The 24,877-nt window shown below is 72.0% G+C and carries 23 protein-coding genes; 11 read left to right on the top strand and 12 right to left on the bottom strand.

Translation table 11 applies throughout. The annotated features are described in order from the left end of the window. Positions 1–96 precede the first annotated feature (96 nt). Positions 97–366 carry a hypothetical protein gene (locus HNR57_RS13140; protein WP_184559958.1) on the top strand — a complete coding sequence of 90 codons (270 nt, stop codon included), beginning with the start codon at positions 97–99 and terminating at the stop codon, positions 364–366. A 54-nt stretch (positions 367–420) separates the two neighbouring features. On the opposite strand, the gene HNR57_RS13135 is transcribed toward HNR57_RS13140, so the two are convergent. Then, the gene (locus HNR57_RS13135) at positions 421–1,170 is read right to left on the bottom strand and encodes a ferritin-like fold-containing protein (protein ID WP_184559957.1); all 750 of its coding nucleotides are present in this window, start codon (positions 1,168–1,170) and stop codon (positions 421–423) included. Between the two features lie 475 nt (positions 1,171–1,645). Between HNR57_RS13135 and HNR57_RS13130 the strand changes: the two genes are divergently transcribed. Together HNR57_RS13130 and HNR57_RS13125 are read left to right on the top strand one after the other, a co-directional pair. Continuing rightward, positions 1,646–4,243: a DEAD/DEAH box helicase gene (locus HNR57_RS13130; RefSeq protein ID WP_184559956.1), complete on the top strand. Its 2,598-nt coding sequence runs from the start codon at positions 1,646–1,648 to the stop codon at positions 4,241–4,243. 97 nt (positions 4,244–4,340) lie between these two features. Then, a complete protein-coding gene (locus HNR57_RS13125) occupies positions 4,341–5,240 on the top strand; it encodes an alpha/beta fold hydrolase (protein WP_184559954.1) in 900 nt (299 codons plus the stop codon). Here HNR57_RS13125 and HNR57_RS13120 read toward each other — a convergent pair. Further along, a complete protein-coding gene (locus HNR57_RS13120) occupies positions 5,237–6,130 on the bottom strand; it encodes an NYN domain-containing protein (RefSeq protein ID WP_184559953.1) in 894 nt (297 codons plus the stop codon). The two genes, HNR57_RS13125 and HNR57_RS13120, sit on opposite strands and share 4 nt — an antisense overlap. 228 nt (positions 6,131–6,358) lie before the next feature. On the opposite strand from HNR57_RS13120, the gene HNR57_RS13115 reads away from it, so the two are divergent. Beyond that, positions 6,359–6,511 (top strand): DUF8834 family protein, encoded by a 153-nt coding sequence (locus HNR57_RS13115; protein ID WP_097223186.1) that lies wholly within the window; start codon positions 6,359–6,361, stop codon positions 6,509–6,511. 134 nt (positions 6,512–6,645) lie between these two features. Further along, entirely contained in the window at positions 6,646–8,736 is a 2,091-nt protein-coding gene (locus HNR57_RS13110) for a trypsin-like serine peptidase (RefSeq protein ID WP_184559952.1), read from the top strand. A gap of 9 nt (positions 8,737–8,745) precedes the next feature. On the opposite strand, the gene HNR57_RS13105 is transcribed toward HNR57_RS13110, so the two are convergent. From HNR57_RS13105 to HNR57_RS13095, 3 genes are all read right to left on the bottom strand, one after another. Further along, entirely contained in the window at positions 8,746–9,351 is a 606-nt protein-coding gene (locus HNR57_RS13105) for a MarC family protein (protein WP_033311053.1), read from the bottom strand. Positions 9,352–9,483: 132 nt separating this feature from the next. Next, complete coding sequence (locus tag HNR57_RS13100; RefSeq protein WP_184559951.1) at positions 9,484–10,344, bottom strand: PHP domain-containing protein; 861 nt, start codon at positions 10,342–10,344, stop codon at positions 9,484–9,486. A gap of 116 nt (positions 10,345–10,460) precedes the next feature. Continuing rightward, entirely contained in the window at positions 10,461–11,102 is a 642-nt protein-coding gene (locus HNR57_RS13095; protein ID WP_184559950.1) for a DUF6758 family protein, read from the bottom strand. Positions 11,103–11,262: 160 nt separating this feature from the next. Here HNR57_RS13095 and HNR57_RS13090 point away from each other — a divergent pair, with 160 nt between their 5' ends. Next, positions 11,263–12,486, top strand: a complete 1,224-nt coding sequence (locus HNR57_RS13090) for an MFS transporter (RefSeq protein WP_184559949.1) — start codon at positions 11,263–11,265, stop codon at positions 12,484–12,486. Between the two features lie 30 nt (positions 12,487–12,516). Here HNR57_RS13090 and HNR57_RS13085 read toward each other — a convergent pair whose 3' ends face one another. After that, on the bottom strand, positions 12,517–13,101 hold the full coding sequence (locus tag HNR57_RS13085) for a suppressor of fused domain protein (RefSeq protein ID WP_033311061.1): 585 nt from the start codon (positions 13,099–13,101) through the stop codon (positions 12,517–12,519). A gap of 457 nt (positions 13,102–13,558) precedes the next feature. On the opposite strand from HNR57_RS13085, the gene HNR57_RS13080 reads away from it, so the two are divergent. Together HNR57_RS13080 and HNR57_RS13075 are read left to right on the top strand one after the other, a co-directional pair. Then, positions 13,559–14,677 (top strand): magnesium and cobalt transport protein CorA, encoded by a 1,119-nt coding sequence (locus tag HNR57_RS13080; protein ID WP_184559948.1) that lies wholly within the window; start codon positions 13,559–13,561, stop codon positions 14,675–14,677. A 23-nt stretch (positions 14,678–14,700) separates the two neighbouring features. Next, on the top strand, positions 14,701–15,213 hold the full coding sequence (locus HNR57_RS13075) for a hypothetical protein (protein WP_184559947.1): 513 nt from the start codon (positions 14,701–14,703) through the stop codon (positions 15,211–15,213). Between the two features lies 1 nt (position 15,214). Here HNR57_RS13075 and HNR57_RS13070 read toward each other — a convergent pair whose 3' ends face one another. Then, positions 15,215–15,970: a hypothetical protein gene (locus HNR57_RS13070; protein WP_184559945.1), complete on the bottom strand. Its 756-nt coding sequence runs from the start codon at positions 15,968–15,970 to the stop codon at positions 15,215–15,217. Positions 15,971–16,195: 225 nt separating this feature from the next. Between HNR57_RS13070 and HNR57_RS13065 the strand changes: the two genes are divergently transcribed. From HNR57_RS13065 to HNR57_RS13055, 3 genes are read left to right on the top strand one after another with little or no spacing between them, the layout of a single operon-like run. Further along, positions 16,196–17,479 (top strand): magnesium transporter MgtE N-terminal domain-containing protein, encoded by a 1,284-nt coding sequence (locus HNR57_RS13065; RefSeq protein ID WP_184559943.1) that lies wholly within the window; start codon positions 16,196–16,198, stop codon positions 17,477–17,479. Continuing rightward, positions 17,469–18,068: a DUF1003 domain-containing protein gene (locus HNR57_RS13060; protein ID WP_184559941.1), complete on the top strand. Its 600-nt coding sequence runs from the start codon at positions 17,469–17,471 to the stop codon at positions 18,066–18,068. The genes HNR57_RS13065 and HNR57_RS13060 overlap by 11 nt, the downstream gene beginning before the upstream one ends. A gap of 42 nt (positions 18,069–18,110) precedes the next feature. Beyond that, positions 18,111–19,244, top strand: coding sequence for an Mrp/NBP35 family ATP-binding protein (locus HNR57_RS13055; protein WP_184559939.1), 1,134 nt, complete (start codon positions 18,111–18,113; stop codon positions 19,242–19,244). Positions 19,245–19,378: 134 nt separating this feature from the next. Here the strand turns inward: HNR57_RS13055 and HNR57_RS13050 are convergent, their stop codons facing one another. From HNR57_RS13050 to sigE, 5 genes are all read right to left on the bottom strand, one after another. Next, on the bottom strand, positions 19,379–20,050 hold the full coding sequence (locus tag HNR57_RS13050) for a hypothetical protein (RefSeq protein ID WP_184559938.1): 672 nt from the start codon (positions 20,048–20,050) through the stop codon (positions 19,379–19,381). Between the two features lie 220 nt (positions 20,051–20,270). Continuing rightward, complete coding sequence (locus tag HNR57_RS13045) at positions 20,271–20,720, bottom strand: sec-independent translocase (protein WP_184559936.1); 450 nt, start codon at positions 20,718–20,720, stop codon at positions 20,271–20,273. Positions 20,721–20,937: 217 nt separating this feature from the next. Then, on the bottom strand, positions 20,938–22,935 hold the full coding sequence (locus tag HNR57_RS13040) for a trypsin-like peptidase domain-containing protein (RefSeq protein ID WP_184559934.1): 1,998 nt from the start codon (positions 22,933–22,935) through the stop codon (positions 20,938–20,940). 131 nt (positions 22,936–23,066) lie between these two features. Next, positions 23,067–24,107: an anti-sigma factor family protein gene (locus HNR57_RS13035; protein ID WP_184559933.1), complete on the bottom strand. Its 1,041-nt coding sequence runs from the start codon at positions 24,105–24,107 to the stop codon at positions 23,067–23,069. After that, the gene (gene sigE, locus HNR57_RS13030) at positions 24,104–24,805 is read right to left on the bottom strand and encodes an RNA polymerase sigma factor SigE (protein WP_033311073.1); all 702 of its coding nucleotides are present in this window, start codon (positions 24,803–24,805) and stop codon (positions 24,104–24,106) included. The genes HNR57_RS13035 and sigE overlap by 4 nt, the downstream gene beginning before the upstream one ends. Between the last annotated feature and the right edge of the window lie 72 nt (positions 24,806–24,877).

Here is a 24,877-nt window from a genome sequence, read left to right as displayed (position 1 = left end):
ACAAGTCGCCCACAGGGGTGGATTGGATTCCGCAGGTCAGGGGTAAGACGGGCTACGACCGATGTGGGCAGCCGGCCGTGTGGGAGGGACCCCGACATGCTCCTGGAAGTGCTGAGCTCCGCGATCCTCGGCCTGGCTCTGGCATGGGCGGCCGCGCACCGCCTGTCGCACCGTCTCCCGGCCCGCCCCATGGTGCTGTCGACCGGTGTCGCCGGTGCCCTCTTCGGGGCCTTCGTCATGCACAGCGCGCTGGACGCCGGGCACGTGCTGCTCGTCCTGCTCGGCGCGGTGATCGTCTCCGTCGCCTCGCTGTCGCTCCTGCTGCGCCCCGCGGGAAGACTGCGCCGCCGGTCGGCGACCGCCTGAGCAGTCGCCGACAGAGGCGGCGCTGACGACGTGGCCCGGCCGCTCGGCGATGGACTAGGCGGCCAGCCCCAGCGCGGCCATCCGCTTGGTGTGGGCCTCGGTGATCCGGGAGAACATCTTGCCGACCTCGGCGAGGTCGAAGCCGTCCGCGACCCCGCCCACCAGCATGGTCGACAGGGCGTCCCGGTCGGCGACCACCCGCTGGGACTGCGACAGGGCCTCGCCCATCAGCCGCCGCGCCCACAGCGCGAGCCGCCCGCCCACGCGCGGGTCGGCTTCGATCGCGGCCCGCACCTTCTCCACGGCGAAGCCGCCGTGCCCCGTGTCGTCGAGGACGGCCAGCACCAGGTTGCGGGAGTCGGAGTCCAGCCGGGCGGCGACCTCCCGGTAGAAGTCGCTGGCGATGGAGTCGCCGACGTAGGCCTTGACGAGGCCCTCCAGCCAGTCCGAGGGGGCCGTCTGCTTGTGGAACCCGTCGTACGCGGCGACGAACGGCTCCATCGCCCGCGTCGGCTCCTCCCCGATCTCGGCGAGCCGGTCGCGCAGCCTCTCGAAGTGGTGGAACTCCGCCGACGCCATCTTCGCCAGCTCCGCCTTGTCCTCCAGTGTCGGCGCCAGCTTGGCGTCCTCCGCGAGCCGCTCGAACGCCGCCAGCTCCCCGTACGCGAGCGCACCGAGCAGGTCCACGACCGCGGCGCGGTACTGCGGGTCGGCGGAGGCCGTCGCCCAGTCCCGGGCGGCGACCGAGGTCGGTTCGGCGGCGGCGGTGTCCGAGGCGTTCTCAGGCTTGTCAGAGCTCGTCATGAAGCGCACAATAGCCCGCCCGCCGGGGGTCGTAAGGCCCTGGTCAATCACTGTGACGACGACTACGTGACCGAATCGGCCATCGCATGTGCGGGATTCCGGGGTATGGTGGTAATGCGCCTGCTGGTACGTCGACGTACCTCGACAGGCCGCACGTATGAGGATGCCCGGTCGGTGGCCCGATCGGCTCCGACCCGACAGCCCTCCCCGGCCGTCCGCCCCAGTGCGTACGAGTCCCGGAGGGGGACACCCTCAGCGGCACGAGCGCTAGAGCGTCGGCGCGGTCCCGTGCTCTACGGCCCGCCCGTAGGCAGCCGACGTCCCCGGCACGGTCTGACACGACCCCGCGCTCGCCTCGCGCCGCCCACACAGAAGAGGCAGCACCCTGACTACGTTCCGAGAGCTCGGAATCCTCCCCGAGACCGCCGAGGCCCTTGAAGCCGTCGGCATCATCACCCCCTTCCCCATCCAGGAGATGACGCTCCCCGTCGCCCTCTCGGGCACGGACGTCATCGGCCAGGCCAAGACCGGCACCGGCAAGACGCTCGGCTTCGGCCTCCCGCTCGTGGAGCGCGTCACCGTCCCCGCCGACGTCGAGGCCGGACGCGCCGAGCCCGAAGCCCTCACCGAGGCCCCGCAGGCGCTCGTCGTCGTCCCCACGCGCGAGCTGTGCACGCAGGTCACCAACGACCTGCTGACCGCGGGCAAGGTGCGCAACGTGCGCGTCCTCGCCATCTACGGCGGCCGTGCCTACGAGCCCCAGGTCGAGGCCCTGAAGAAGGGCGTCGACGTGGTCGTCGGCACCCCGGGCCGGCTCCTCGACCTCGCCGGGCAGAAGAAGCTGAACCTGAAGCACGTCAAGTGCCTGGTTCTCGACGAGGCCGACGAGATGCTCGACCTGGGCTTCCTGCCCGACGTCGAGAAGATCATCAACATGCTGCCCGTGCGGCGCCAGACGATGCTGTTCTCGGCGACCATGCCGGGCGCGGTCATCGGCCTCGCCCGCCGCTACATGTCGCAGCCCACGCACATCAGCGCCACGGCGCCGGACGACGCGGGCAAGACGGTCGCGAACACCAAGCAGTTCATCTACCGCGCGCACAACATGGACAAGCCCGAGATGGTCGCGCGCATCCTTCAGGCCGAGGGCCGCGGGCTGGTCATGGTCTTCTGCCGCACCAAACGCACAGCGGCCGACCTCGCCGACCAGCTCAAGCAGCGCGGCTTCGCCTCCGGCGCGGTCCACGGCGACCTGGGCCAGGGCGCCCGCGAGCAGGCCCTGCGCGCCTTCCGCAACGGCAAGGTGGACGTGCTCGTCTGCACCGACGTCGCCGCGCGCGGCATCGACGTCGAGGGCGTCACGCACGTCATCAACTACCAGTCGCCGGAAGAGGAGAAGACGTACCTGCACCGCATCGGCCGTACGGGCCGCGCGGGCGCCAAGGGCATCGCGATCACGCTCGTCGACTGGGACGACATCCCGCGCTGGCAGCTGATCAACAAGGCGCTGGACCTGGGCTTCAACGACCCGCCGGAGACGTACTCCACCTCCCCGCACCTCTTCACCGACCTCGGCATCCCCGAGGGCACGAAGGGCGTCCTGCCGCGCTCGGAGCGCAAGCGCGCCGGGCTGGACGCGGAGGAGCTGGAGGATCTGGGCGAGACCGGCGGCCGGGGGCCGCGCGGTCGCGGCGGCCGGGGTGGCCGCGGCGACCGGGACGAGTCCCGTTCGGCCGACCGCGAGCGCTCGTCGCGTACGCCGCGTCGCCGCCGCCGTACCCGCGGCGGGGCCGCGGTGGACGGGGCGCCCGAGTCCGCCGGCACCACCACGCCGGACATCACGGCCATCGGCGGCGCCGCCGAGGCGGATGCCGTCACGGCGCCGCGCACCCCGCGCCGCCGTCGCCGCACCCGCGGGGCGCAGTCCGAGGCGGCCCCGGTCACGGCGGTCGAGTCCCCCGCGTCCGAGCAGGCGGAGACCGCCGTCGCGACGGCGGAGGGCACGGCTGCCGATGCCCCGGAGGCGGCCGCGAAGCCGCGCCGGCGCCGTACGCGCCGGTCGGAGACGCCCGCGGTGGAGACCGAGGCCGCGGTGACGCCGTCGGCCCCGGAGCCGGCGATCGTCGCCGAGGCCCCGGCCGCCGCGGAGGCCGCGCTGCCCGAGGCTGCCGCCGCTGCGCCGCGCCGCCGCACCCGCAAGGCCACGGCGGCGTCCGCGGCCGAGTCGGCGGTCGACACGGCCGAGGGGACCACCGAGTCCGCTACGGAGCCGGTGGAGACGAAGCCGCGTCGTACCCGCAAGACGGCCGCGAAGGCCGAGGCGAGCGTCGACACGGCCGAGGCGACCGAGGCCAAGCCGCGCCGCACCCGCAAGACGGCCGCAGCGGCGGAGGACACCGCCGAGACGGCTGAGGCGAAGCCCAGGCGTACGCGCAAGGCGACGGCAGCGGCGGCCGAGGCCGCCGTCGACACGGCCGAGGGCGTGGAGGCCAAGCCGCGCCGCCGCACCCGCAAGACCGCCGAAGCCGCCGAGACCGCGGCCACGGCTCCCGAGGCCGTGGAGAGCAAGCCGCGCCGCACCCGCAAGGCCGCCGCCCCGGCGGAGGACGCCGTCGACACGGCCGAGGGCGTGGAGGCCAAGCCGCGCCGCCGGACCCGTAAGGCCGCCGAGCCCGTCGCGGCCGTCGCCGAGATCCCGGCCCAGACGGCTCAGGAGCCGGAGACCGCCGAGGCCAAGCCGCGCCGCACGCGGAAGACGGCCGCCGCCGCCCCGGACGGGGAGGCCGCCGAGGCCAAGCCGCGCCGGACGCGGAAGACCGCCGCCGCGGCCGAGGCCGCCGTCGACACGGCCGAGGGCACGGAGGCCAAGCCGCGCCGCCGGACCCGTAAGGCCGCCGAGCCCACCGAGATCCCCGCACAGGCGGATCAGGAGCCGGAGGCCGCCAAGCCGCGCCGTGCGCGCAAGGCGACGACGGCCGCCACGGCCGCCGCTCCGGAGGACGCGGCGGAGGCGAAGCCCAGGGCCCGCCGCACCCGCAAGGCCACGGCCGCCGCGGAGTCCACGGAGGGCTGACGCACCCCTCTTTGACGGCCCGGCCCCCTCACGGGGAGCCGGGCCGTCGGCATTCGCCCGGGACTCGGGAGCGGCTCCCGCCCGCTACCCTCGCCCCGTGACCAGCCACCCCGCCTTCCCCACGCCCCCGGGCGCCCGCGCCTACCCGCTGCGCACCGCGCGCGGTGAGTTCGCCGTCGTCGACTCGTCGCCGGAGGCGGGTGAGGAGGGCAGGGGAGTCGTCCTGATGCTGCCCGGGTTCACCGGGAGCAAGGAGGACTTCCGGTTGCTCCACGAGCCGCTCGCACAGCGGGGGTACCGGGTCGTCGCCGTGGACGGGCGGGGCCAGCACGAGTCGGACGGCCCTCGGGACGACGAATCCGCCTACGCCCAGCGGGAACTGGCGCGGGACGTGCTCGCGCAGGCCGAGGCGCTGGGCGGGCCCGTCCACCTCGTCGGGCACTCGCTCGGCGGGCAGATCGCCCGTGCGGCCGTGCTGCTCGACCATTCCCCCTTCGTCTCCTTCACCCTGGTCTCGTCCGGGCCGGCGGAGATCTCCGTCTCCCAGCAGCAGCGCGTGAAGCTGCTGCGGGACGCCCTCGCCGTACTGTCGATGGAGGAGGTGTGGGAGGCCATCCAGGCCATGGGGCCGCCGGAGGAAGTCGGCGGGCCCGCCCGCGGTCTCGGTGACCAGGACCAGTTGCGGCGCCGCTGGCTCGGCCACAGTCCCGCCCAACTGCTCGCGACGGGACGTCAGTTGTGCACCGAGCCGGACCGCGTGGCCGAACTGGCCGCGCTCCCGCTGCCGTTCCACGTCCTGTCGGGCGCGCACGACGACACCTGGCCGGTGGCGATCCTCGACGACATGGCCCTGCGGCTGGACGCGCGCCGCACTGTCATCGCGGGCGCGGAGCACTCCCCCAACGCCGACCGCCCGCTCCCGACGGCCCACGCCCTCGCCGACTTCTGGGACGGCATCGGGCCGGGCCGGTCCCCGGCGGCTTCCGGGACGGCCTAGTACTGCGTCCGCAGGTGATCCCAGAAGCCGTCCCGCAGCGCCCGCCGCAGGTCCGCCTGGCCGCGCAGTGAGTACTGCAGGAGACCCTCCGCCTCGACGAGCAGGTCCTGGTCCACCGAACCGGGCAGGTACGGGTGGCCCGGCAGCAGCTCGACCAGGGTGTCCCGGCCGCGTGCCGCCAGCCACTTCGCCGCGATCTGCGCGCCCACGAACCGCACGTCCTCGCGAGTGGGCCGGCCGGCGGCCGTGTCGTGGACGGGGGCCGTGCGGCGGGAGACGTACGGCTTGAAGAAGTCGAGGTCGAAGGTGCGCTGGCTGTCAACCTCCCACAGGAGGGGCTCCGCCTGGTTGCGGCCCTCCGGGGCCTCGATGCCCCACAGGTGCACCCGGGCGCCGTACCCCTGGGCCGCCTCCACCGCCGACACCAGGTCCTCGTCGCCGCCGAGCAGGGCCGCGTCGCTGATGGCTCGGTGCCGGGCGAGGGACTCCAGGTCGGAGCGGATGAGCGAATCGACGCCCTTCTGCTGGTTGTTGGCGTTGAGGTTGCCGAGGCGCACCTTGACGTCCGGCAGTTCCGCGACGGTCTGCTGCTCGGCCGTGTGGATGCGGCGCCGGGCGCCGTCGTACCAGTAGACCCGCAGCAGCCGGCTGTCCGCGAAGATCGTGCGGGCCCGGTCGATGAGCGCGTCGATCAGGCCCTCGGCGTCCAGGTCGAAGGCGCGGCGGTCCTCCGTGCCGGCGACGAGCCGCCCCGCGGCCGCGTACAGGTACCCGGCATCGACGAAGATCGCGTGGGTCGAGGGCGTCTTCGCCACCTCGGCCAGCATGCGCTGGAGCAGCTCGTTGGTGTGGTCGATGCGGGCGCTGAGGGCCGCGAGGTCGTCGTTCATCACCCCCATTGTCCCGGCGGTCACGCTGTGAACACAACCGGTCCCGGTCGGTCCCGTAACGACACTCTTACGGCTCAGTAATTAGCCGTTCGAAAAATTTCCTTAGCGTAGGGAATGTTTGACCCGTACATCCCTGTTGACCCATACGGAACACCGGGCACCAAGGCCCGGTGGGCCGCACACCGAGTAGTTCTCCTCAGGAGGATGACCAGACGAAGGGAGAAGCCCTTGCGCTTCGAAATCATGCGACTCGACGACGTCGACGGCACAGCTGTGGACTCGACCGTTGTGGACGCCGCCTCCGTCAACCGCATCGTTCAGCAGGCGGCCGCCATAGGGCAGCGCCTCTGGATCCGCCCGGCCGAGACCACGGCCTCATAACGCGCGCAGCTCTCCCACACTTCGGAAGCCCCCGCCCGGCATCGGCCGTGCGGGGGCTTCCGCTGTTGCGGACCTCCCTGGTCGGGGGCGTACTGGCTGAGGGGCCAGCGCGAACCAGAACAGGACGGTGGAGCATGTCGGTGACGGACCGGTCGCACCAGGAACTGCACGAGCAGGCTGCCGCCGAGGCCGCGCGGCGCTACGAGGACTCCACCGCGGAGCGCGAGCGCGTGGAGGGCCGGCTGGCGGCCGGTGTGCGGTTCCCCGACTCCCCGGACGCGCTCGCGGTGCGCGCCGACCGGATCCTCGACCGGGGCGGCCTGTCGCCCTCGGCGGTGGTGGCGGACATCCACCGCGAGGCCATGGACCTGCCCGACGCCAACGAGCGGATCATCAACCTGTCCAACGAGCTCCAGGCCTGGAGCTTCCTGCCGCGCGGGGTCAGGGCCGGGGCCACGGTCGCCCGGATCACGCTGCGGCGCGACGGCCGCGAGCTGCCGCACGGCACCGGCTTCCTGGTCTCGCCGCGGCTGATGATGACCAACCACCACGTCCTGCCCGACGAGAGCTTCGCGCGCCGCTGCTTCGCGGAGTTCAACGCCCAGGTCACGGCGGACAACCTGCCCGACACCGTCGTCCGGATGGAGCTCGACCCCGGGACCTTCTTCGCGGCGGACCGGCGGCTCGACTTCGCCCTCGTGGCGGTCGCGCCCGCTCCGGGCGGCCCGCCCCCGGGCGAGATCTTCGGCTGGAACCGGCTGAGCGTGCAGATCGGCAAGCTGGTGCTCGGCGAGAAGGTGAACATCATCGGCCATCCCTCGGGGCGGCTGAAGGAGATCGCCCTGCGCGACAACGCGGTGCTGGTCCGCCTCGACGACTTCGTGCACTACACGACCGACACCGAGCCGGGGAACTCCGGCTCCCCCGTCTTCAACGACCAGTGGGAGGTCGTGGCGCTGCACCACAGCGGCGTGCCCAAGAAGGACGCCCAGGGCCGCGTCCTGCGCAAGGACGGCCGGCCCTGGCAGCAGGGCGACGGCGATGACGCCATCGACTGGGTCGCCAACGAGGGCGTCCGGATCAGCTCGGTCCTCAAGCACCTGGCCGGGCTGGACCTCGACCCGGGGCGGCGTGCCCTGCTGGCCGAGATGGGCCCGGACACCGGCCTGGGCCAGGCCATGACCACCGCGCCGGCCCTTCCCACGCCGGCCCCCGTGGCCCAGCCCGAGAGGGCGACGGTACCGGGCGTCACGGCCCCGTCGCCCCCCGTGACGGTTTCCCCGGCCGAGAGCGGGACGGCGGCACGCGGACCCCAGGTCGGACTTCGGGCCCGCGGTAACGCCTTCGGCGGCCGTCAGCACCTGGTCTTCCTGCACGGCAGGGACCAGCAGGACAACTTCCCCGACGTCCTCCGCCGCAGCTGGACGGCCGGCCTGAACCACGGCCTCACCCTCGCGTCCCTGCCCACGCTCGACCCCGAGGACGTCTGGTTCCCGTTCTACGGCACGAGACTGCACGCCCTGAGCGGCAGGGAGAGCACGGCGGCGCCCATCGGCCTCGACCAGCTGAGCGCCGCCGCTGCCGCCGAGGTGTTCGCCGCACAGTCGCCCACCGGATCCTACGAGCAGCTGCTCCACGAGGCGGCCGTCCGGGCCGGCATGCCCCAGAACGGGCCGGCGACCACGGAGGGGTTCGGTTCGGGCCTGGTCGGGGTGCTGCACCGGCCGCTGAGCTGGCTGGCCGCCCGGTCCGACCTGGACGAATGGACCATCGCCACGTTCCTGCGGGACGTCGACCTGTACCTCGGCGACAGCGCCGTGCGGCAGGCGGTGCTGGACAGCGTCATGGAGACGATGCCGACCAGCGGCGAGCTGGTGCTGGTCACGCACAGCCTGGGCACGGTCGTGGGCATGGACCTTCTGACCCGGCTCCCGGAGGGCCTCGACCCCGTCCTGCTGGTCACCGCGGGCAGTCCGCTCGGCCTGGACGGCGTCAACGAACGGCTCCTCACCCGAGGCCCGCACCAGCCGCCCAGGGTGCGCGGCTGGGTGAACGTCTGGTGCCCCACCGACGCGGTGGCCATCGGCTGCCCCCTGGAGGACGAACGGTGGGGGAAGCTCACCCAGCTGGCCGTCTCCAACGGCCGCGACCGCGCGCACAAGATGGAGGAGTACCTCGGCCACCCCAAGGCGGCCCAGGAGATCCGCGGCGCCCTCCGGGCCTGACGGGAATCGTCAGCTCCCCTGGATCACCTGTGTGACGCCGTTGATGATCTGCTGCACGGCGATCGCGGAGAGCATCATGCCGGCGAGGCGGGTCACCAGGACCACACCGCCGTCCTTGATGATCCGGATGATCACCAGGGAGTAGCGCATCACCAGCCACAGCACCACGTGGATGGCGAGGATCGCCGCCCAGACCGACACCTGGGTGGCGACGCTGTGGGCCTTCTGCACGGCGAGGATGACCGACACGATCGCACCGGGCCCGGCCAGCAGCGGCATGCCCAGCGGTACGAGGGCGACGTTGACGTCCTTGGTCTGCTTCGGCTCGTCGGTCTTACCGGTGAGCAGGTCCAGCGCGATCAGCAGGAGCAGCAGCCCGCCGGCGATCATCAGCGCGGGGACGGAGACGTGCAGGTAGTTCAGGATCTGGTGCCCGAGGAGACCGAACACGGTGATCACACCGCCGGCGACGCAGACGGCCTGGAAGGCCATCCGCTTCTGCACCTTGCCGGGCCGGCCGGCGGTGAGCGCGAGGAATATCGGTGTGATCCCCGGGGGATCCATGATGACGAAGAGGGTGAGGAACAGGGAGCCGAAGACGGCGACGTCGAACATGAGTGAGCCTCGTGCAGGGGGCAGCCGCCGCGGACAGGCGGTGCGCGGGGCGGAACGCCTGAGCGCAGCGGGCAGCGCCGGGGGAGAAAGAAGGGCGAAAAGAAAAAGGGACGGACCTACGGGAGAGAGACCTCAGACGGCTCCGCCGGCCCCCGGCACGGGAAACGCGCCGAAGGCCCGCCGCGTGATCTCCCCGTACACCTCGGGGTCCGTCGTGTACTCCCCGAGCACGCAGGTCTTCCGGCTGCCGTGGTAGTCCGACGACCCGGTCACGAGAAGACCGAGCTCCTTGGCCAGACCCCGCAGCCGCGCCCGGGTGTCCGCGTCGTGGTCCATGTGGTCCACCTCGACGCCGTCCAGCCCGGCCGCGGCCATCTCGACGATGGCGGCCTCGGGCACCGTGAGCCCCCGCTTGCTCGCGCCGGGATGCGCGAACACCGCGACCCCGCCCGCGCCCTTGATCAGCCGGATCGCCTCGAAGGGGTCGGTCTCGTGCTTCTCCACGAACACCCGGCCGCCGTCGGCCAGCCAGTCCGGCGTGAAGGCGTCGTTCACGGTCGGGACGACACCGAGCTCGACGAGCGCGCTCGCCACATGCGGGCGCCCGACGGACCCGTCACCGGCGATCCGTGCCACCTGCTCCCACGTCACGGGGACGCCCAGTTCCTGAAGCTTGGTGATCATGCCCTGGGCGCGCGGCACCCGGTCGTCCCGGACGAGCTCCCGCTCGGCGAGCAGTGCCGGCTCCTCGGCGTCGAAGAGATAGGCAAGCATGTGCATGCTGATCCCGTCGATCCGGCAGGAGAGCTCGGCCCCGGTGACCAGCGTGACTCCCTCGGGCAGCGCGGCGATCGCCTCGGCATGCCCGCGGGTGGTGTCGTGATCGGTGAGCGCGACGACGTCCAGCCCGGCGACAGCGGCCTTCCGCACCAGCTCGGCGGGCGAGTCGGTCCCGTCGGAAGCGGTGGAGTGGGTGTGCAGGTCGACACGCACGACACGGACTCCAGACACGGGTGGGACGACGGGACCGCTCAAGGATAACCAGCTTTTCAACGCCCCATGTCACACCCGAACCCGGCAAGCGCCCCCTACACCCCGGCACCCATACCTCAGGGCCCCAGCAAGCGCGGCGACAAGGCACCGCACGGCACCAGCTCGACCTCGGCGCCGGCATCCCGCAGATCCGTCAGCACCAGCTCGTCGTACATCAGCAGTCCGGACTGCTCGGGCCACACCACCGCCCACAGCCACATCCCGAGCGCCTCCCCCGCGAACACCGCCCGGTCGTCCGGCGCCCCGGCCACGTGCCACAACGGCGTCGGGCGCCCGGCGGCCAGCACCTTCGCCTGAGGCGGCTTCTCGACGTTCATGTGCGGACCGGGGTCGGGCCCGTCCATGCCGGCGTACCGCGCGCCGAGTCCGACGCCGAGTTCCTCGGCCACCAGGATCAGCTCGCCCATCCCGCCGAGCGGGCCGGGCCCCGTGCAGGCGACGGCGGTCGCCCGGCCGCCCGTCCGGTCGTCCCCCGCGCAGGCCACTCCCGTGAACAGCCACCCCACCGGCAAGGGCCACGGCATCCACAGCGGCACCTGGGTGCGGTGCACCACGACGTTGAGGGCCTCGACGCTGGGCGGTATCACAGGCTGCACCGGATGGACGGTGCCGTGCACATCGCACTGCCACGAGTCGGAGAAGAGGCCGGGAGCCCTGACCCGGCCACCGCACTTCGGGCAACTGGGTTCGCCCCTCATAGGGCCCCACGGTCCTACCCCCGCCCCGCCGCGTCAAGGACGATCACCCATCCGGACGGAACCCTTCACCAGCCGCACTAGATGCATCTTGCATTAATTAGCCTCTCTAACTTAGTGTGTGTATATACCAACTACCTCCGTCTCGGAAAGGGAGCACGCCATGGATGCCTTCGACTCCGGAGCGGGCGGCCTGCTGAAGCAGCCCAAGTCCGTGTGGGCGACCGCCGGGGCGTCGGTCGTCGCCTTCATGGGCATCGGGCTCGTCGACCCGATCCTGCCGTCCATCGCCCAGGGCCTCGACGCCACGGCGAGCCAGGTCTCCCTGCTCTTCACCTCGTACTTCCTCATCACCGCCGTAGCGATGCTGGTGACCGGCTTCGTCTCCAGCCGGATCGGCGGGAAGAAGACACTGCTGCTCGGCCTCGCGTTCGTCGTGGTGTTCGCCGGGCTCGCGGGCACCTCCGGATCCGTCGGCGAACTGGTCGGGTTCCGGGCCGGATGGGGCCTCGGCAACGCGCTGTTCGTCTCGACCGCCCTCGCGGTCATCGTCGGCGCGGCGGCCGGCGGCAGCGCCGCGGCGATCCTGCTGTACGAGTCGGCCCTCGGCCTCGGTATGGCCTGCGGCCCGCTGCTGGGCGCCCTGCTCGGCGACGCCAGCTGGCGCTACCCCTTCTTCGGCACGGCGTTCCTGATGGCCGTCGGCTTCCTGTGCATCACGGTGTTCCTGAAGGAACAGCCCAGGCCGGCCCGCAGGACCTCGCTGCTGGACCCGCTCAAGGCCCTCGGCCACGGCGGCCTGGCCTCCGCGGCCGTCTCGGCGTTCTTCTACAACTACACGTTCTTCACCGTGCTGGCCTTCACGCCGTTCGTGCTGAACATGAGCCCGTACCGGTCGGGTGCGGTGTTCTTCGCCTGGGGCGTGCTGCTCGCCGTCTTCTCGGTGATCGTGGCGCCCCGGCTCCAGAAGCGGTTCGGTTCGCTGAAGGTGCTCGGCGGTTCGCTGGTGCTGCTCGCGGCCGACGTGCTCGTGCTCGGCTACGGCTCCCACACCACCGCCGTCGTCTGCACGATCCTGTCCGGCGCCTTCATCGGCGTGAACAACACCGTCTACACCGAGCTGGCCCTCGGCGTCTCGGACGCGCCCCGGCCGGTGGCGAGCGCGGGCTACAACTTCGTGCGCTGGTTCGCGGCGGCTGCCGCCCCGTTCTTCGCCCCGAAGATCGAGGAGTGGACCGACGTCCACATCCCGTTCGTGGTGGCGGCGCTCACCGCGGTCGCGGGCGCGGTCGTGGTCGCCGTACGGCGCAAGGCCCTCATGCACGAAGCCGAGGAGCCGGAGCCGAAGCACGCGACCGAGGACAGTGTCACCGTGTTCGCCAACTGACGCCGTACAGCCTGGGGTTGGTGAGCTTCCTCACTCCAGCGGGACGGACTTCCGGGACGGATCCCGGAGGTCCGTCCCCGAGTTGAGCCACTTCTCCTGGAGCGCCTGTGCGCCGTGCACGCGCTTCCAGGCGGCCTCGTTCGGGGTCATCGGCAGCAGCGGCAGGAACCGCACCGGGTCCAGTGGCTCGTCGAGCTCCAGGTCCTCCACCAGACCGCCCGGCTCGGCGACCAGGACCGAGGTGAACGGGGCGCCGGGCCACAGCGGCTCACCGACGTCCAGGGACGCGCCGGGAGCCACGACCAAGCCCTCCACCTGCGGAGACGCAGCGAGCACGGCGAGCGGCCGGAGCACCTTGTCGGTCTCGGCGAGCCCGGCGCGGACGGAGAGGACCAGCTCGGCGCGCGGTCCCTTGACCGGGTCGGCGACCACCGCCGTGGGGTCCGTCATGGGGTGCGCGGACATGCCGAGCGAGGCGTAGCGGACGATGCCGGCCTCCTGGAAGCGGAGCACCTCGATGCGGTCCGTGCCCAGGAAGGTGACCGCCGCGCGCGCGTCCGGTTCGCCCAGCGCGCTGCGCAACCGGGCCTCGACCAGAGGAAGAACATCTGCCATGCGGCGAGCATAGAACTCGCCAGTAGCGGGCAAAGCAGCACCTTGACAGTTGTGTCGGCTGCTACTCTGGCCCGGTGGTTCGGGGCAGCACGCAGAAGCGTCGCGATCAAGCCCCGACGCCGAAGGAACTCCCTTACGAGGGACCGGCCGGAGGAGGTGGGGCTGCAATGGATCGAAGTCGACCGTGCAGTAGCACCACGCTCTTCGCGCCGCCGATGTAGCTGCTTCTGTCTCCGGCTGCCACCTCTCGCACTCGCTTCACCGCGGAAGAGCGCTTCGTTTCGCTTTGCCTGATCTGCCTCAGTAGCTGAATCAGTGACGAAACCGACCACCGCGACGGTGCGGTGCTCCCCGCTTTGTGGACGTGCCAAACATCCGTAGTCCCTACGTCCCCATTCCGGGTAGTTCCACCCGTTGCCGGCCGGCGTTTCGTTGCCCGCCCGCGAAGGAGCCCGCCATGTCGATGATCCGCGACCTGCGCGCAGCAGTCGTCCGTCCGTCCCGTGTGTCGCTGCGCAAGGACGGCGGGACGTACGACGCCACCCGCAGCCCCGGCGCGGCCACGGCCGTCGTCGACTGCGCCGTCTACCGCGACGGCCGCCGCATCGAGACCGAGACCGCCCTGACCCCGCACGAGGCGGTGCGCCTGGTGCGCCGCGACGGGGGCTTCGTGTGGATCGGCCTGCACGAGCCGACGGAGGCCGAATTCTCCGGCATCGCCGGCGAGTTCGGGCTGCACCCGCTCGCCGTGGAGGACGCCGTCCAGGCCCACCAGCGGCCCAAGCTGGAGCGCTACGACGACTCGCTCTTCACGGTCTTCAAGACCATCCACTACGTCGAGCACGACCAGCTCGACGCCAACAGCGAGGTCGTCGAGTCCGGCGAGGTCATGTGCTTCACCGGACGGGACTTCTTCATCACCGTCCGGCACGGCGGGCAGGGCTCCCTGCGGGCTCTGCGGCACCGCCTCCAGGACGACCCCGAGCTGCTCGCCAAGGGCCCCTCGGCCGTGCTGCACGCCATCGCCGACCACGTCGTCGACGGGTACATCGCCGTCGCCGACGCGGTGCAGGACGACATCGACGAGGTCGAGACCGAGGTGTTCTCCCCGGGCCGCAAGGGCTCACCGCGCGGTTCGGACGCCGGCCGGATCTACCAACTCAAGCGCGAGGTGCTGGAGTTCAAGCGGGCCGTGTCGCCGCTGCTGCGGCCGATGCAGCTGCTGAGCGAGCGGCCGATGCGGCTGATCGACCCCGACATCCAGAAGTACTTCCGGGACGTCGCCGACCACCTGGCCCGGGTCCAGGAGCAGGTCCTCGGCTTCGACGAACTGCTCAACTCCATCCTCCAGGCCAACCTCGCGCAGGCGTCCGTCGCCCAGAACGAGGACATGCGCAAGATCACCTCCTGGGCCGCGATCATCGCCGTGCCGACGATGGTGTGCGGCGTGTACGGCATGAACTTCGACCACATGCCGGAGCTGCACTGGCGCTACGGCTACCCGGTGATCATGGGCATCACGGTGGTCATCTGTCTCGGAATCCACCGCACGCTGAAGCGGAACGGATGGCTGTGAGCAGCCTGGTTAGGCTGGGCACCATGACAAGCGAGCTGCTCGACCAGGCCCTCGTCGAGGAGGCCACGAAGAAGTCCGGCCTCGTCTGGGTCCAGGGTCCCGACGGCCCGGCGCGCGCGCTGTGGCACGTGTGGCACGAGGGCGCCGCGTGCCTGGTCGGCGACGGGCCCGGCGAGCAGCCGCTGCCGGGGCTGGCCGACGGCGCCGAGGCGCGGGTGACGGTCCGCAGCAAGGACAAGGGCGGCCGGCTGGTCACCTGGACGGCGCGGATCACCCAGCTCGCGCCGGGCTCCGAGGCGTGGGACGCGGCGGTCGCCGAGCTGAAGGGCAAACGGCTGAACGCGCCCGACGGCGAGGCCGTGCCCGAGCGCTGGGCCCGCGAGTGCCGGGTGCTGCGCCTGGAGCCGACCGGGGCGACGGCGCCGCTGCCCGACGGGTCCCTGTCCGAGCCGCCCCTGCCGTCCCCGGCGCTCACCCGCCGTCCCGTCCCGGCGGGCCTGCCCCGCCTGCTGCTGAGGAAGCGCAAACGGGGGTGACCTACGACGTCGGCAGCTGCCGGCCGTAGTCCACCGTCTCGTTCTTCTCCGGCTCCCTGAGGGAGAAGTCCTCACCCCAGCCGGAGAACGTGAGGGTGCCCGCCCCGCCGGCCCGCTCCAGGCGCAGCGGGTACGGCTTGCCCTCCAGGGACACCTCCAGGGTGCCGCCGGAGCCCTTGTCACCGGTGACGCGGATGGTGCGGACGCCCGCCTCCTCGTCGTGGCCGTCCGTCGCGAGCGTCCCGTGCAGGGTCAGCAGACCGTCGAGGAGGAGACCCTTGTCCGTGAAACCGCTGAACTTCTTGTACGAGGGGTCGCCCTGCGGCACCTTCACGAACTTGCCGTCGAGCTTGGAGGCCGCCGCCGCGTCCGCCTTGCCGCCCCCGCCCTGGCCACTGCCGTGAGTCCAGAACTCGGCGTCCGCCTTGACGTAGAGCTGCTCGCCGATGCGCAGCAGCTTGAACGTCGCGCCCTTGGAGGTGACCGAGCCGTCACCGCCGTCGTCGTTCAGCCGCATGTCGAGCGCGTACGTCCGTCCGCCGCTGACGACGTTGCCGTGCACCCGGACCGCACCGGCGGACTCGGCGGCCGACCGGGTCTTGCCCTGGATCTTGGCGGCGGGGAGTCTGCCGACCCCGTTGGTGCCCTCGTTCGGATCCTCCGCGCAGCCGGTGAGCACCGTGCCCGTCACGAGCAGGGCGCACGTCGCACTCGTGAGTGCGGCACGTCGGCCGCGGCTCTGGCGAATCGGAGTCACAGGTGGGGCTGCCTCTCTGACGGGAGACCTGAACGGCGTACCGCAGGGTACCGGGGTCGTGTGGGCGGATCGGAGCCAGTCCGTCCGGACCGCCCGCCGACGCGTCACCGATCGGGACGGGCTAGCCTGAAGCCCACCCGAGCGGGCAATTCGGAAGACACAGGCACAAAGAAAGCCATCCACACAGCCACCACGAACCACCCCGCACGAAAAGGAGCCGCGGCCATGGCAGCGGGCGCCCCCCGGATCTTCGTATCGCACCTCCAAGGTGTCGCCGTCTTCGACCCAGCCGGTGACCAGGTGGGGCGGGTGCGCGATCTGGTCGTCATGCTGCGGGTGGGGCAGCGACCCCCGAGGCTGCTCGGCCTCGTCGTCGAACTCGCCACCCGCCGCCGTATCTTCCTGCCGATGACCCGGGTCACCGCCATCCAGTCCGGCCAGATCATCACCACCGGCGTGCTCAACGTGAGGCGCTTCGAGCAGCGGCCCACCGAGCGGCTGGTCTTCGGGGAGCTGCTGGACCGGCGCGTGACGCTCACCGAGACCGGCGAGGAGGTCACCGTCCTCGACCTGTCGGTGCATCAGCTGCCGGCCCGCCGGGAGTGGGAGATCGACCGGGTCTTCGTCCGCAAGGGCAGGAAGGGCGGGGCGTTCCGGCGGGCCAAGGGCGAGGCGCTGACCGTCGAGTGGACCGCCGTGACCGGCTTCTCCCTGGAGGAGCAGGGGCAGGGCGCGGAGAGCCTCCTCGCCACCTTCGAGCAGCTGCGCCCGGCCGACCTGGCCAACGTCCTGCACCACCTCTCCCCCAAGCGCCGGGCCGAGGTCGCCGCCGCCCTCGACGACGACCGGCTCGCCGACGTCCTGGAGGAGCTGCCGGAGGACGACCAGATCGAGATCCTCGGCAAGCTGAAGGAGGAGCGCGCCGCCGACGTCCTGGAAGCCATGGACCCGGACGACGCTGCCGACCTGCTGGGCGAGCTGCCCACGGACGATCAGGAGCGGCTGCTGAGCCTGATGCAGCCCGGCGACGCGGCCGACATGCGCCGCCTGATGTCGTACGAGGACCGCACGGCGGGCGGTCTGATGACCACCGAGCCGATCGTGCTGCGCCCGGACGCCACCGTCGCCGACGCCCTGGCCCGCGTCCGCAACGCCGACCTCTCCCCCGCCCTGGCCGCCCAGGTCTACGTCTGCCGGCCCCCGGACGATACGCCGACCGGCAAGTACCTGGGCACGGTCCACTTCCAGCGCCTGCTGCGCGAACCACCGCCGTCCCTGGTCAGCTCCATCCTGGACAACGACCTCCAGCCGCTCGACCCGGAGGCGGATCTGCCAGCCATCGCGGGCTTCTTCGCCACGTACGACATGGTCGCGGCGCCCGTCGTCGACGAGGCCGGATCGCTGCTGGGCGCGGTGACCGTGGACGACGTGCTCGACCACATGCTGCCGGAGGACTGGCGGGAGACGGAGTTCCACCTGGACGAGGAGGTGGCCACCGATGGTTCCTGAGCGCGAGAGCCTGCGCGAGCGCACCCCTGCGGGCGCCACGGCCGCCTCCCGGCCGCGCACCACCCGTCTCGACCAGCCGCTCCCGCGCCGGCGCCGGTTCCTGCCCGAGTACGACCCGGAGGCCTTCGGGCGGCTGTCGGAGCGCATCGCGCGCTTCCTGGGCACCGGGCGGTTCATCGTCTGGATGACGGTCGCCATCATCCTGTGGGTCGTGTGGAACGTCTTCGCGCCGAGCGGCCTGCGCTTCGACGAGTACCCGTTCATCTTCCTGACCCTGATGCTGTCCCTCCAGGCCTCCTACGCCGCCCCGCTGATCCTGCTCGCGCAGAACCGGCAGGACGACCGCGACCGGGTCAACCTGGAGCAGGACCGCAAGCAGAACGAGCGGTCGATCGCGGACACCGAGTACCTGACCCGCGAGATCGCCGCCCTGCGCATCGGCCTGGGCGAGGTCGCCACCCGGGACTGGATCCGCTCGGAGCTGCAGGACATGGTCAAGGAGATGGAGGAACGGCAGAACGGCCACCGTCACGACCCCGTCGTATTCCCGGCGGAACGGTCACGGGGACGTGACGCAGACGACCGCTGAGACGCTTTCCTACGCACCGGTACAGCGCCGTACCATCGTCCTATGGCTATGGAAGACGCGGTGCGCGAGGCACTGGCGACGGTGAACGACCCCGAGATCCACAAGCCCATCACCGAACTCGGGATGGTCAAGTCGGTGGAGATCGGCGCGGACGGGGCGGTCGCGGTCACCGTGTACCTCACGGTCTCGGGCTGCCCGATGCGGGACACGATCACGCAGCGCGTGACCGACGCGGTCTCCGCGGTCGAGGGCGTCACCCGCGTCGACGTCACGCTCGACGTGATGAGCGACGAGCAGCGCAAGGAGCTGGCGTCCGCCCTGCGCGGCGGCCAGACCGAGCGCGAGGTCCCCTTCGCCAAGCCCGGCAGCCTCACCCGCGTCTACGCGGTCGCCTCCGGCAAGGGCGGCGTCGGCAAGTCCTCGGTGACGGTCAACCTGGCCGCGGCGATGGCGGCCGACGGTCTCAAGGTCGGTGTCGTCGACGCCGACATCTACGGCCACTCCGTGCCGCGCATGCTGGGCGCCGACGGCCGTCCCACCCAGGTCGAGAACATGATCATGCCGCCGTCGGCGAACGGCGTGAAGGTCATCTCCATCGGCATGTTCACGCCGGGCAACGCCCCGGTCGTCTGGCGCGGCCCGATGCTCCACCGCGCCCTCCAGCAGTTCCTGGCGGACGTGTACTGGGGCGACCTGGACGTCCTGCTCCTGGACCTGCCGCCCGGCACCGGCGACATCGCGATCTCCGTGGCACAGCTGGTCCCGAACGCCGAGATCCTGGTCGTGACGACCCCGCAGCAGGCGGCGGCCGAGGTCGCCGAGCGCGCGGGCTCCATCGCCGTGCAGACCCACCAGAAGATCGTCGGCGTGGTCGAGAACATGTCGGGCCTGCCGTGCCCGCACTGCGACGAGATGGTCGACGTCTTCGGCACGGGCGGCGGCCAGGTGGTCGCCGACGGCCTGACCCGCACGACCGGCGCGAACGTCCCGGTCCTCGGCAGCATCCCCATCGACGTCCGCCTCCGCGAGGGCGGCGACGACGGCAAGCCGGTCGTCCTCACGGACCCGGACTCCCCGGCGGGCTCGGCCCTGCGCGCGATCGCAGGCAAGCTGGGAGGACGTCAGCGCGGCCTGTCGGGCCTGTCGCTGGGGATCACCCCGAGGAACAAGTTCTAGATCGAAACGCCCTTGGGGCAGCCCCCTCAGGGGCGCGGGGAACTGCGCAAAACAAGCCACGACGTACCCGCAGTCGCCCAGAGGACCGAGTCATCACGGCGAAGGGGCGCCGAAAACCCGGCGCCCCAGGGAACTCACGCGTACGCGGCGATGTCCTTCACCACGGCGAAGCCAAGCCCGTACGCGCTCATACCCCTGCCGTACGCCCCGACATGCACCCCGGCCGACGTGGACCCGGCCAGCACCCAGCCGAACTCCGACTCCCGGTAGTGGAACGCCGTCGGCACCCCGTCCACGGGCAACGACAGCGTCGACCAGTCGTCCCCGTCGAGGTCGTCCGCCAGCACCCACGCCGTTTCCGTCTGCTGCTCCAGCCAGTCGTCCCGCAGCGCGTGGTCCATCTGCCCGGGCCAGGTGAACGACAGCAGCCCCACGCCCGCGAGCCACGCCGCGGAGGAAACCGACGTGGCCTCCAGCAGCCCCGTGCCGTCCGCCGTGGGCCGTGAGGGATGCGCCGCCACGGTCACGACGACCGCGAACTTCTCCTTGGGATCCTGATCGCCCCCGGCGGCATGCTCGTTGCGCACCGTGGGTTCGTCCCCGTGCCCGATCGACCCGTGTTCCACGGCCCCGTCGGCCGTCGTACCGACCTGCATCAGCCAGCGCGGTCCCGTGAAGGCCTCGTCGAGGCCGTACCACGGGAAGGGCGCACGCAGGAAGCCGTCGACCGTACGCCGGGCGGAGGGGAACTGTTGCCCACCCTCCGCGGCCGGCGGCTGCGCGCCTGCCCGACTCGTCGTCTCCATGTGCCCGGACGCCTCCTCGTTCTAGTCGGACCGGAACGGCCCGCCCCCCTTCGGGCGTACTCGCATGGTCCGCACAACAACTCGGCAGCATAGCCACACCGCTGCGAGCAGCAGGGAAACCGCCCGGCGCGTGGGCCGCACGGGCGCCCGGTTCAGGCCGCAGACAGCCCGACCGGAGTATGAAACACGTCACGTGCCCAGGGGCGTGCGGGCGTATCGCTCAGGTGGCGTCCGCGTCGAAGGGCGGCCGGTCGTCCGGGCCGGGCGTCTCCGGCTTCTTCGTCATGTCGATGCGGCCACCGGACGAACCGGCGGCGCCGGCGGACGACGCGGAGGAGGTGTCGGACTCACGGCTGTGGACGGCGTCGGTGACCTCGGCCATCTCCTTCTTCAGGTCGAAGCCGTTGCGGATCTCCTTGAGCCCCAGGTCCTCGTTGTCCAGCTGCTTGCGGATGAACGTCTTGGGGTTGAGGTCCTCGAACTCGAAGTCCTTGAACTCCGGGCCCAGTTCCTCCCGGATGTCGTTCTTGGCGCTCTCCGAGAACTCACGGATCTTCCGGATCGTGCGTGTCACGTCCTGGATGACCTTGGGGAGCTTGTCCGGACCGAAGACGAGCACGGCGAGGACGATGAGCGTCACCAGCTCGAGTGGTCCTATGTCATTGAACACCTGAAGCTCCTAGCGATGTCCTCGGTCCTCGGCCCTCGTGGTCAGTGCGGGTCTTGCCGTGGTCCGGGCCGGATCCACGGTACCCGGCGATCCTGTCCGACCGGTACTGTCCCGGGACCTCCGAGTGCGGGAGGTGGGAGCGCTTTCCCGATTGTTTGTCCGCTTGGTCCCTCATGGGGCCTGTTGTGGCGTCTCTGCGGATCCCGGATCTCATGCCTCAGCCACCTGACGATCCGAGGACGAGCGAGACCTTCCGCTCCTTGCCGCCGCGTTCGACGGTCAGCTCCAGGCGGTCGCCGGGGCGGTGCGCCCTGGTCTTCACGATCAGTTCCTCGCCGGAGTGCACTCGCTGGCCGTCGACCTCCGTGATGACGTCACCCGACTTGATCCCGGCCTTGGCGCCCGGGCCGCCCGCGGTGACCGGTGCTCCGCCCTCGCTGCCCTCGGTGGCGACGCGGGCGCCGTCGCCCGTGTAGTCCATGTCCAGGGTGATGCCGATGACCGGGTGGGTCGCCTTCCCGGTGTTGATCAGCTCTTCGGCGACGCGTTTGCCCTGGTTGATGGGTATGGCGAAGCCGAGGCCTATGGAACCGGACCGGCCACTGTCCTGCGTGGAGCCGCTGTCGGCCGAGCGGATGGCCGAGTTGATGCCAATGACCCGGGCCCGCGCGTCGAGCAGGGGCCCGCCGGAGTTGCCGGGGTTGATGGGCGCGTCGGTCTGCAGCGCGTCGACGTACGACACGTCGCTGCCGTCGCCCTTCTCGCCCCCGGCCGTGATGGGCCGCTGCTTGGCGCTGATGATGCCGGAGGTGACCGTGCCGGCCAGGTCGAAGGGGGCGCCGATGGCCACGACCGGGTCGCCGACCTGCACGTTGTCCGAGTTGCCGAGGGGCAGCGGGATGAGTCCGCTGACGCCCTTCACCTTCACGACGGCGAGGTCGTAGCCGCTGTCCCGGCCGACGACCTCGGCCTGGGCGGTCTGCCCGCCGTTGAAGGTCACGGTGATCTCGCCGCCCGACCCGGCGGGCTGCACGACGTGGTTGTTGGTGAGGATGTGCCCGCGGGTGTCGAGCACGAAGCCGGTGCCCGTGCCCTGCTCGCCCGCGCCGCTGACATGCAGCGTGACCACGCTGGGCAGGGCCCGCCCGGCGATCCCGGCCACACTGCCGGCGTCCCGCGCGGTGGCCTCTTCCCCGGCCTGCGGCAGCTCGACGGTCCCGACACCCCCGTTCCGCTCCAGATACGTCCCCACGGCGCCGCCGATGCCTCCGGACACGAGCGCGAGCAGCACCGCACCGAGGACCAGGGACTTCTTGCCCCGCCTGCGCCGCTGCTCCGTGCTGAGCACGGCGGCGCCGTTCTGCTGGAGAGGCCCGTCTCCCCAGGCGCCCGAGGGAGCCGCCCAGGGGTCGTAGCGCTGCCAGGGGCCGGGGGCGGGAGCAGGTCCCGGCGCCGGTGCCGACGCATCGGCGGGGACCGGTACGGCCGGCATGGGCACAGGGGCGCCGGGCGCCGGCATCTCGGCCGGGGCCGCAGGAGCGGGCACGTGCGCGCCGGGCGCGGAGACGCCGGAAGCCGTCGGCATCTCGGCCGGCGCGTGAGGCGTAGGCCCGTGAACGCCGGAGGCCGGGGCGGGCGGGGTGGTGCCGTGCCCCGGCGGTGCGGCGGGGGCACCCGGCACGGTGGGCTGCTGCCCCGGTATCGCCACGCCCTGCGCGGGTGTCGTCGCCGGGTGCTGCACGGGCGGCGCGGGCGCCCAGGGGCCGGGTTCGCCGTAGGGCGGGGTGCTGTAGGGGTCGGGGTCGTGCAGCGGCTTGGGAGCGCCCTCGGCCGGACCGGCAGGGGCGTCCTGGCCGCCGGGCTCGCGGGCCGCGGGGATCGCGGCAACGACCTCGGCGGCGGCCTGGCCGGGGTCAGCCTCCCCCACCCCGCCGGGTGCCGATGCAACGGGCTCCTCCGAGGCCCCGCTCGGCCCCCCGGACGCAACCACCTCGGGACGCCTCAACTCGTAGTCGCCGTCTTCGGCAGGCCGGGCCGCCGGACGCGCCAGCTCGAAGTCCCCGTCGGTGCCGGCCGGCTCCGCGGGGGTCGTCACCGGCTCGTGCGCGCCCTGGTCCCCCGCCACGGCGCCGTCCGTACCCTCCGGCTCTTCCGCAAGGTCCTGCAGCCGTGGACGGCTCCACCACTTCGCTTTCGTGGGCTTCCCCTCGTTCATGCTCTCCCCACAGCCGCGGCACGGCTCGTCGCGGTGGCCGCGGTTCGTCGAATCGGCGCCCGGCCACACCTCGGCAGCGGGCGACAACCCCCGGATTCAATCAGGTTCGCGGGCCGGTGCGCAGAGCCCGGTCAGCGAGCCGTACGGGAGGAGGCGCGGGAAGAGGGGGACGAGGCCGGGCCCGGGAGGGGCTCGGCGAACAAGGGGGCCGTGATCTCGGGGACCGTGGACCACGAGGTCAGGGCAGCCGGCGTGGCCGCTTCGAGCGGACGTATCAACGGGGACATGACGGCCGCACCGGCCACCACCGGGGCGGTCAGCGCGTGCAGCGCGTGATGCCGGGCGGCGGAGGGCACCCCGGGCAGCAGCGGCGCGGACACCTCGGTCGGGGCGACCGGGCCGTGGCCGAGCGTGTTCTGGCCGTGCACCTGCCCGAGCAGCGGCGCCGTCCGGCGGCGCTGGGATTCGGGCGGTGCCGCGGGACCGGTGCCCTGGGTGCGCACCGGGGTCACGTTGCTCCCCGAGCCCTGGCCGCCGCGGGCCTCCGTGTCGGCCGGGGTGACGGTGGTGACCCCGCCCAGCGCGATCGCGGCCAGGGACACGGCACCGGCGGCCACGAACGCGAACCGCAGCCGCGATGAGGACCGGTCGGTGTCGGGCCGGCCTACGTCGTGGATACGGAAGCCCCTCCCCGACGGCAGGCCCCGGTGGTCCGAGGGCAGGGCGCCGGTGTCGGAGGGCAGGCTCGGGCTTCCCGGGGGGACGGGCAGCACGGGCAGGTGCGGCCGGGCCGGGGCGTACCCGAACTCGAACCGCTCGCCGCGCTTCACCCCGAACGCCCCGGACGATCCGAACCGTCCGGACAGTCCTCCGGGCAGCCCTCCTCCGCCCGGCGGTGTGAGGTCACCGTCCGGGCCGCCGCCCGCGGGTAGTCCCTGCAGGCGGGCCAGGAAACTCTCGGAGGGGGGCGGCGGGGCCGCCTCCGCGAACACGTTCTTCAGCCGGCGCTGGGCGTCCACCTCCGCCTTGCACTTCGGGCAGGTGGCCACGTGCGCCAGTACGCGCTCACGCGCGTCATGACCGAGCTCTCCGTCCACCAGGGCGGAGAGTCGGTCTCCCAGATGCTGCTCTGCGAGGTGACCCTCGGAAGCTTTCGGCCGAGATCCGCTCACGCGCTCGCGCCCCCTCCTCCCAGGGCCGGTACACGGGGCACGAAGGAGCGGCGCTCGGCACGCGCCTCCGGAGAGCGGTGCGCGAGGGCCTTGCGCAGCTGGGAGCGGCCCCGGTGGATCCGCGAGCGGACCGTGCCGAGCTTCACGCCGAGGGTCGCAGCGATCTCCTCGTACGACAGTCCTTCGATGTCGCACAGGACCACCGCGGCGCGGAACTCGGGGGCGAGGGTGTCGAGGGCCTGCTGGACGTCCGCGTCGAAGTGCGCGTCGTTGAAGACCTGCTGCGGCGTGGGTTCCTTGCTGGGCAGCCGCTCGGCCGCGTCCTCGCCGAGGGCGTCGAAGCGGATGCGCTGCTTGCGGCGGACCATGTCCAGGAACAGGTTGGTGGTGATGCGGTGCAGCCAGCCCTCGAAGGTGCCGGGCGTGTAGGTCGACAGGGAGCGGAAGACGCGGACGAAGACCTCCTGCGTGAGGTCCTCCGCGTCGTGCTGGTTGCCGGTGAGGCGGTAGGCGAGCCGGTAGACCCGGCCGCTGTGCGTGCTGACGATCTCCTCCCACGTGGGCGGAGTCCACGCCTGCCCGTCCGCGTCGGTGGTGAAGGTCGCGGTCTGGGCGAAGTCAGCGGCGTGACTGTGGTCAGCAGCGGTGTCGTTCACGGATGTCGGCCTGCCCGCCGATCCGAGGAAGCGCCGGAGCACTCCTCCGCGATCCACAGGCGCAGCCGCACCTCCCCTGTCAGCTCTGGTGGTGTCCAGTGGAGCCCCTACCAT

The sequence above is a fragment of the Streptomyces paradoxus genome (assembly GCF_014202475.1).
GTDB classification, from domain to species: domain Bacteria; phylum Actinomycetota; class Actinomycetes; order Streptomycetales; family Streptomycetaceae; genus Streptomyces; species Streptomyces paradoxus.
Note: the sequence above shows the minus strand (reverse complement) of the source record. Positions and strands in the feature narration are given on the sequence as shown.

Coding starts and splice junctions, on each gene's coding strand:
- HNR57_RS13085 (WP_033311061.1), bottom strand. CDS start 13,101: ATGGCAGATGTTCTTCCTCTGGTCGAGGCCCGGTTGCGCAGCGCGCTG.
- HNR57_RS13135 (WP_184559957.1), bottom strand. CDS start 1,170: ATGACGAGCTCTGACAAGCCTGAGAACGCCTCGGACACCGCCGCCGCC.
- HNR57_RS13065 (WP_184559943.1), top strand. CDS start 16,196: ATGGCAGCGGGCGCCCCCCGGATCTTCGTATCGCACCTCCAAGGTGTC.
- HNR57_RS13060 (WP_184559941.1), top strand. CDS start 17,469: ATGGTTCCTGAGCGCGAGAGCCTGCGCGAGCGCACCCCTGCGGGCGCC.
- HNR57_RS13120 (WP_184559953.1), bottom strand. CDS start 6,130: ATGAACGACGACCTCGCGGCCCTCAGCGCCCGCATCGACCACACCAAC.
- HNR57_RS13140 (WP_184559958.1), top strand. CDS start 97: ATGCTCCTGGAAGTGCTGAGCTCCGCGATCCTCGGCCTGGCTCTGGCA.
- HNR57_RS13105 (WP_033311053.1), bottom strand. CDS start 9,351: ATGTTCGACGTCGCCGTCTTCGGCTCCCTGTTCCTCACCCTCTTCGTC.
- HNR57_RS13050 (WP_184559938.1), bottom strand. CDS start 20,050: ATGGAGACGACGAGTCGGGCAGGCGCGCAGCCGCCGGCCGCGGAGGGT.
- HNR57_RS13130 (WP_184559956.1), top strand. CDS start 1,646: ATGACGCTCCCCGTCGCCCTCTCGGGCACGGACGTCATCGGCCAGGCC.
- HNR57_RS13110 (WP_184559952.1), top strand. CDS start 6,646: ATGTCGGTGACGGACCGGTCGCACCAGGAACTGCACGAGCAGGCTGCC.
- HNR57_RS13055 (WP_184559939.1), top strand. CDS start 18,111: ATGGCTATGGAAGACGCGGTGCGCGAGGCACTGGCGACGGTGAACGAC.
- HNR57_RS13080 (WP_184559948.1), top strand. CDS start 13,559: ATGTCGATGATCCGCGACCTGCGCGCAGCAGTCGTCCGTCCGTCCCGT.
- HNR57_RS13095 (WP_184559950.1), bottom strand. CDS start 11,102: ATGAGGGGCGAACCCAGTTGCCCGAAGTGCGGTGGCCGGGTCAGGGCT.
- HNR57_RS13090 (WP_184559949.1), top strand. CDS start 11,263: ATGGATGCCTTCGACTCCGGAGCGGGCGGCCTGCTGAAGCAGCCCAAG.
- HNR57_RS13075 (WP_184559947.1), top strand. CDS start 14,701: ATGACAAGCGAGCTGCTCGACCAGGCCCTCGTCGAGGAGGCCACGAAG.
- HNR57_RS13040 (WP_184559934.1), bottom strand. CDS start 22,935: ATGAACGAGGGGAAGCCCACGAAAGCGAAGTGGTGGAGCCGTCCACGG.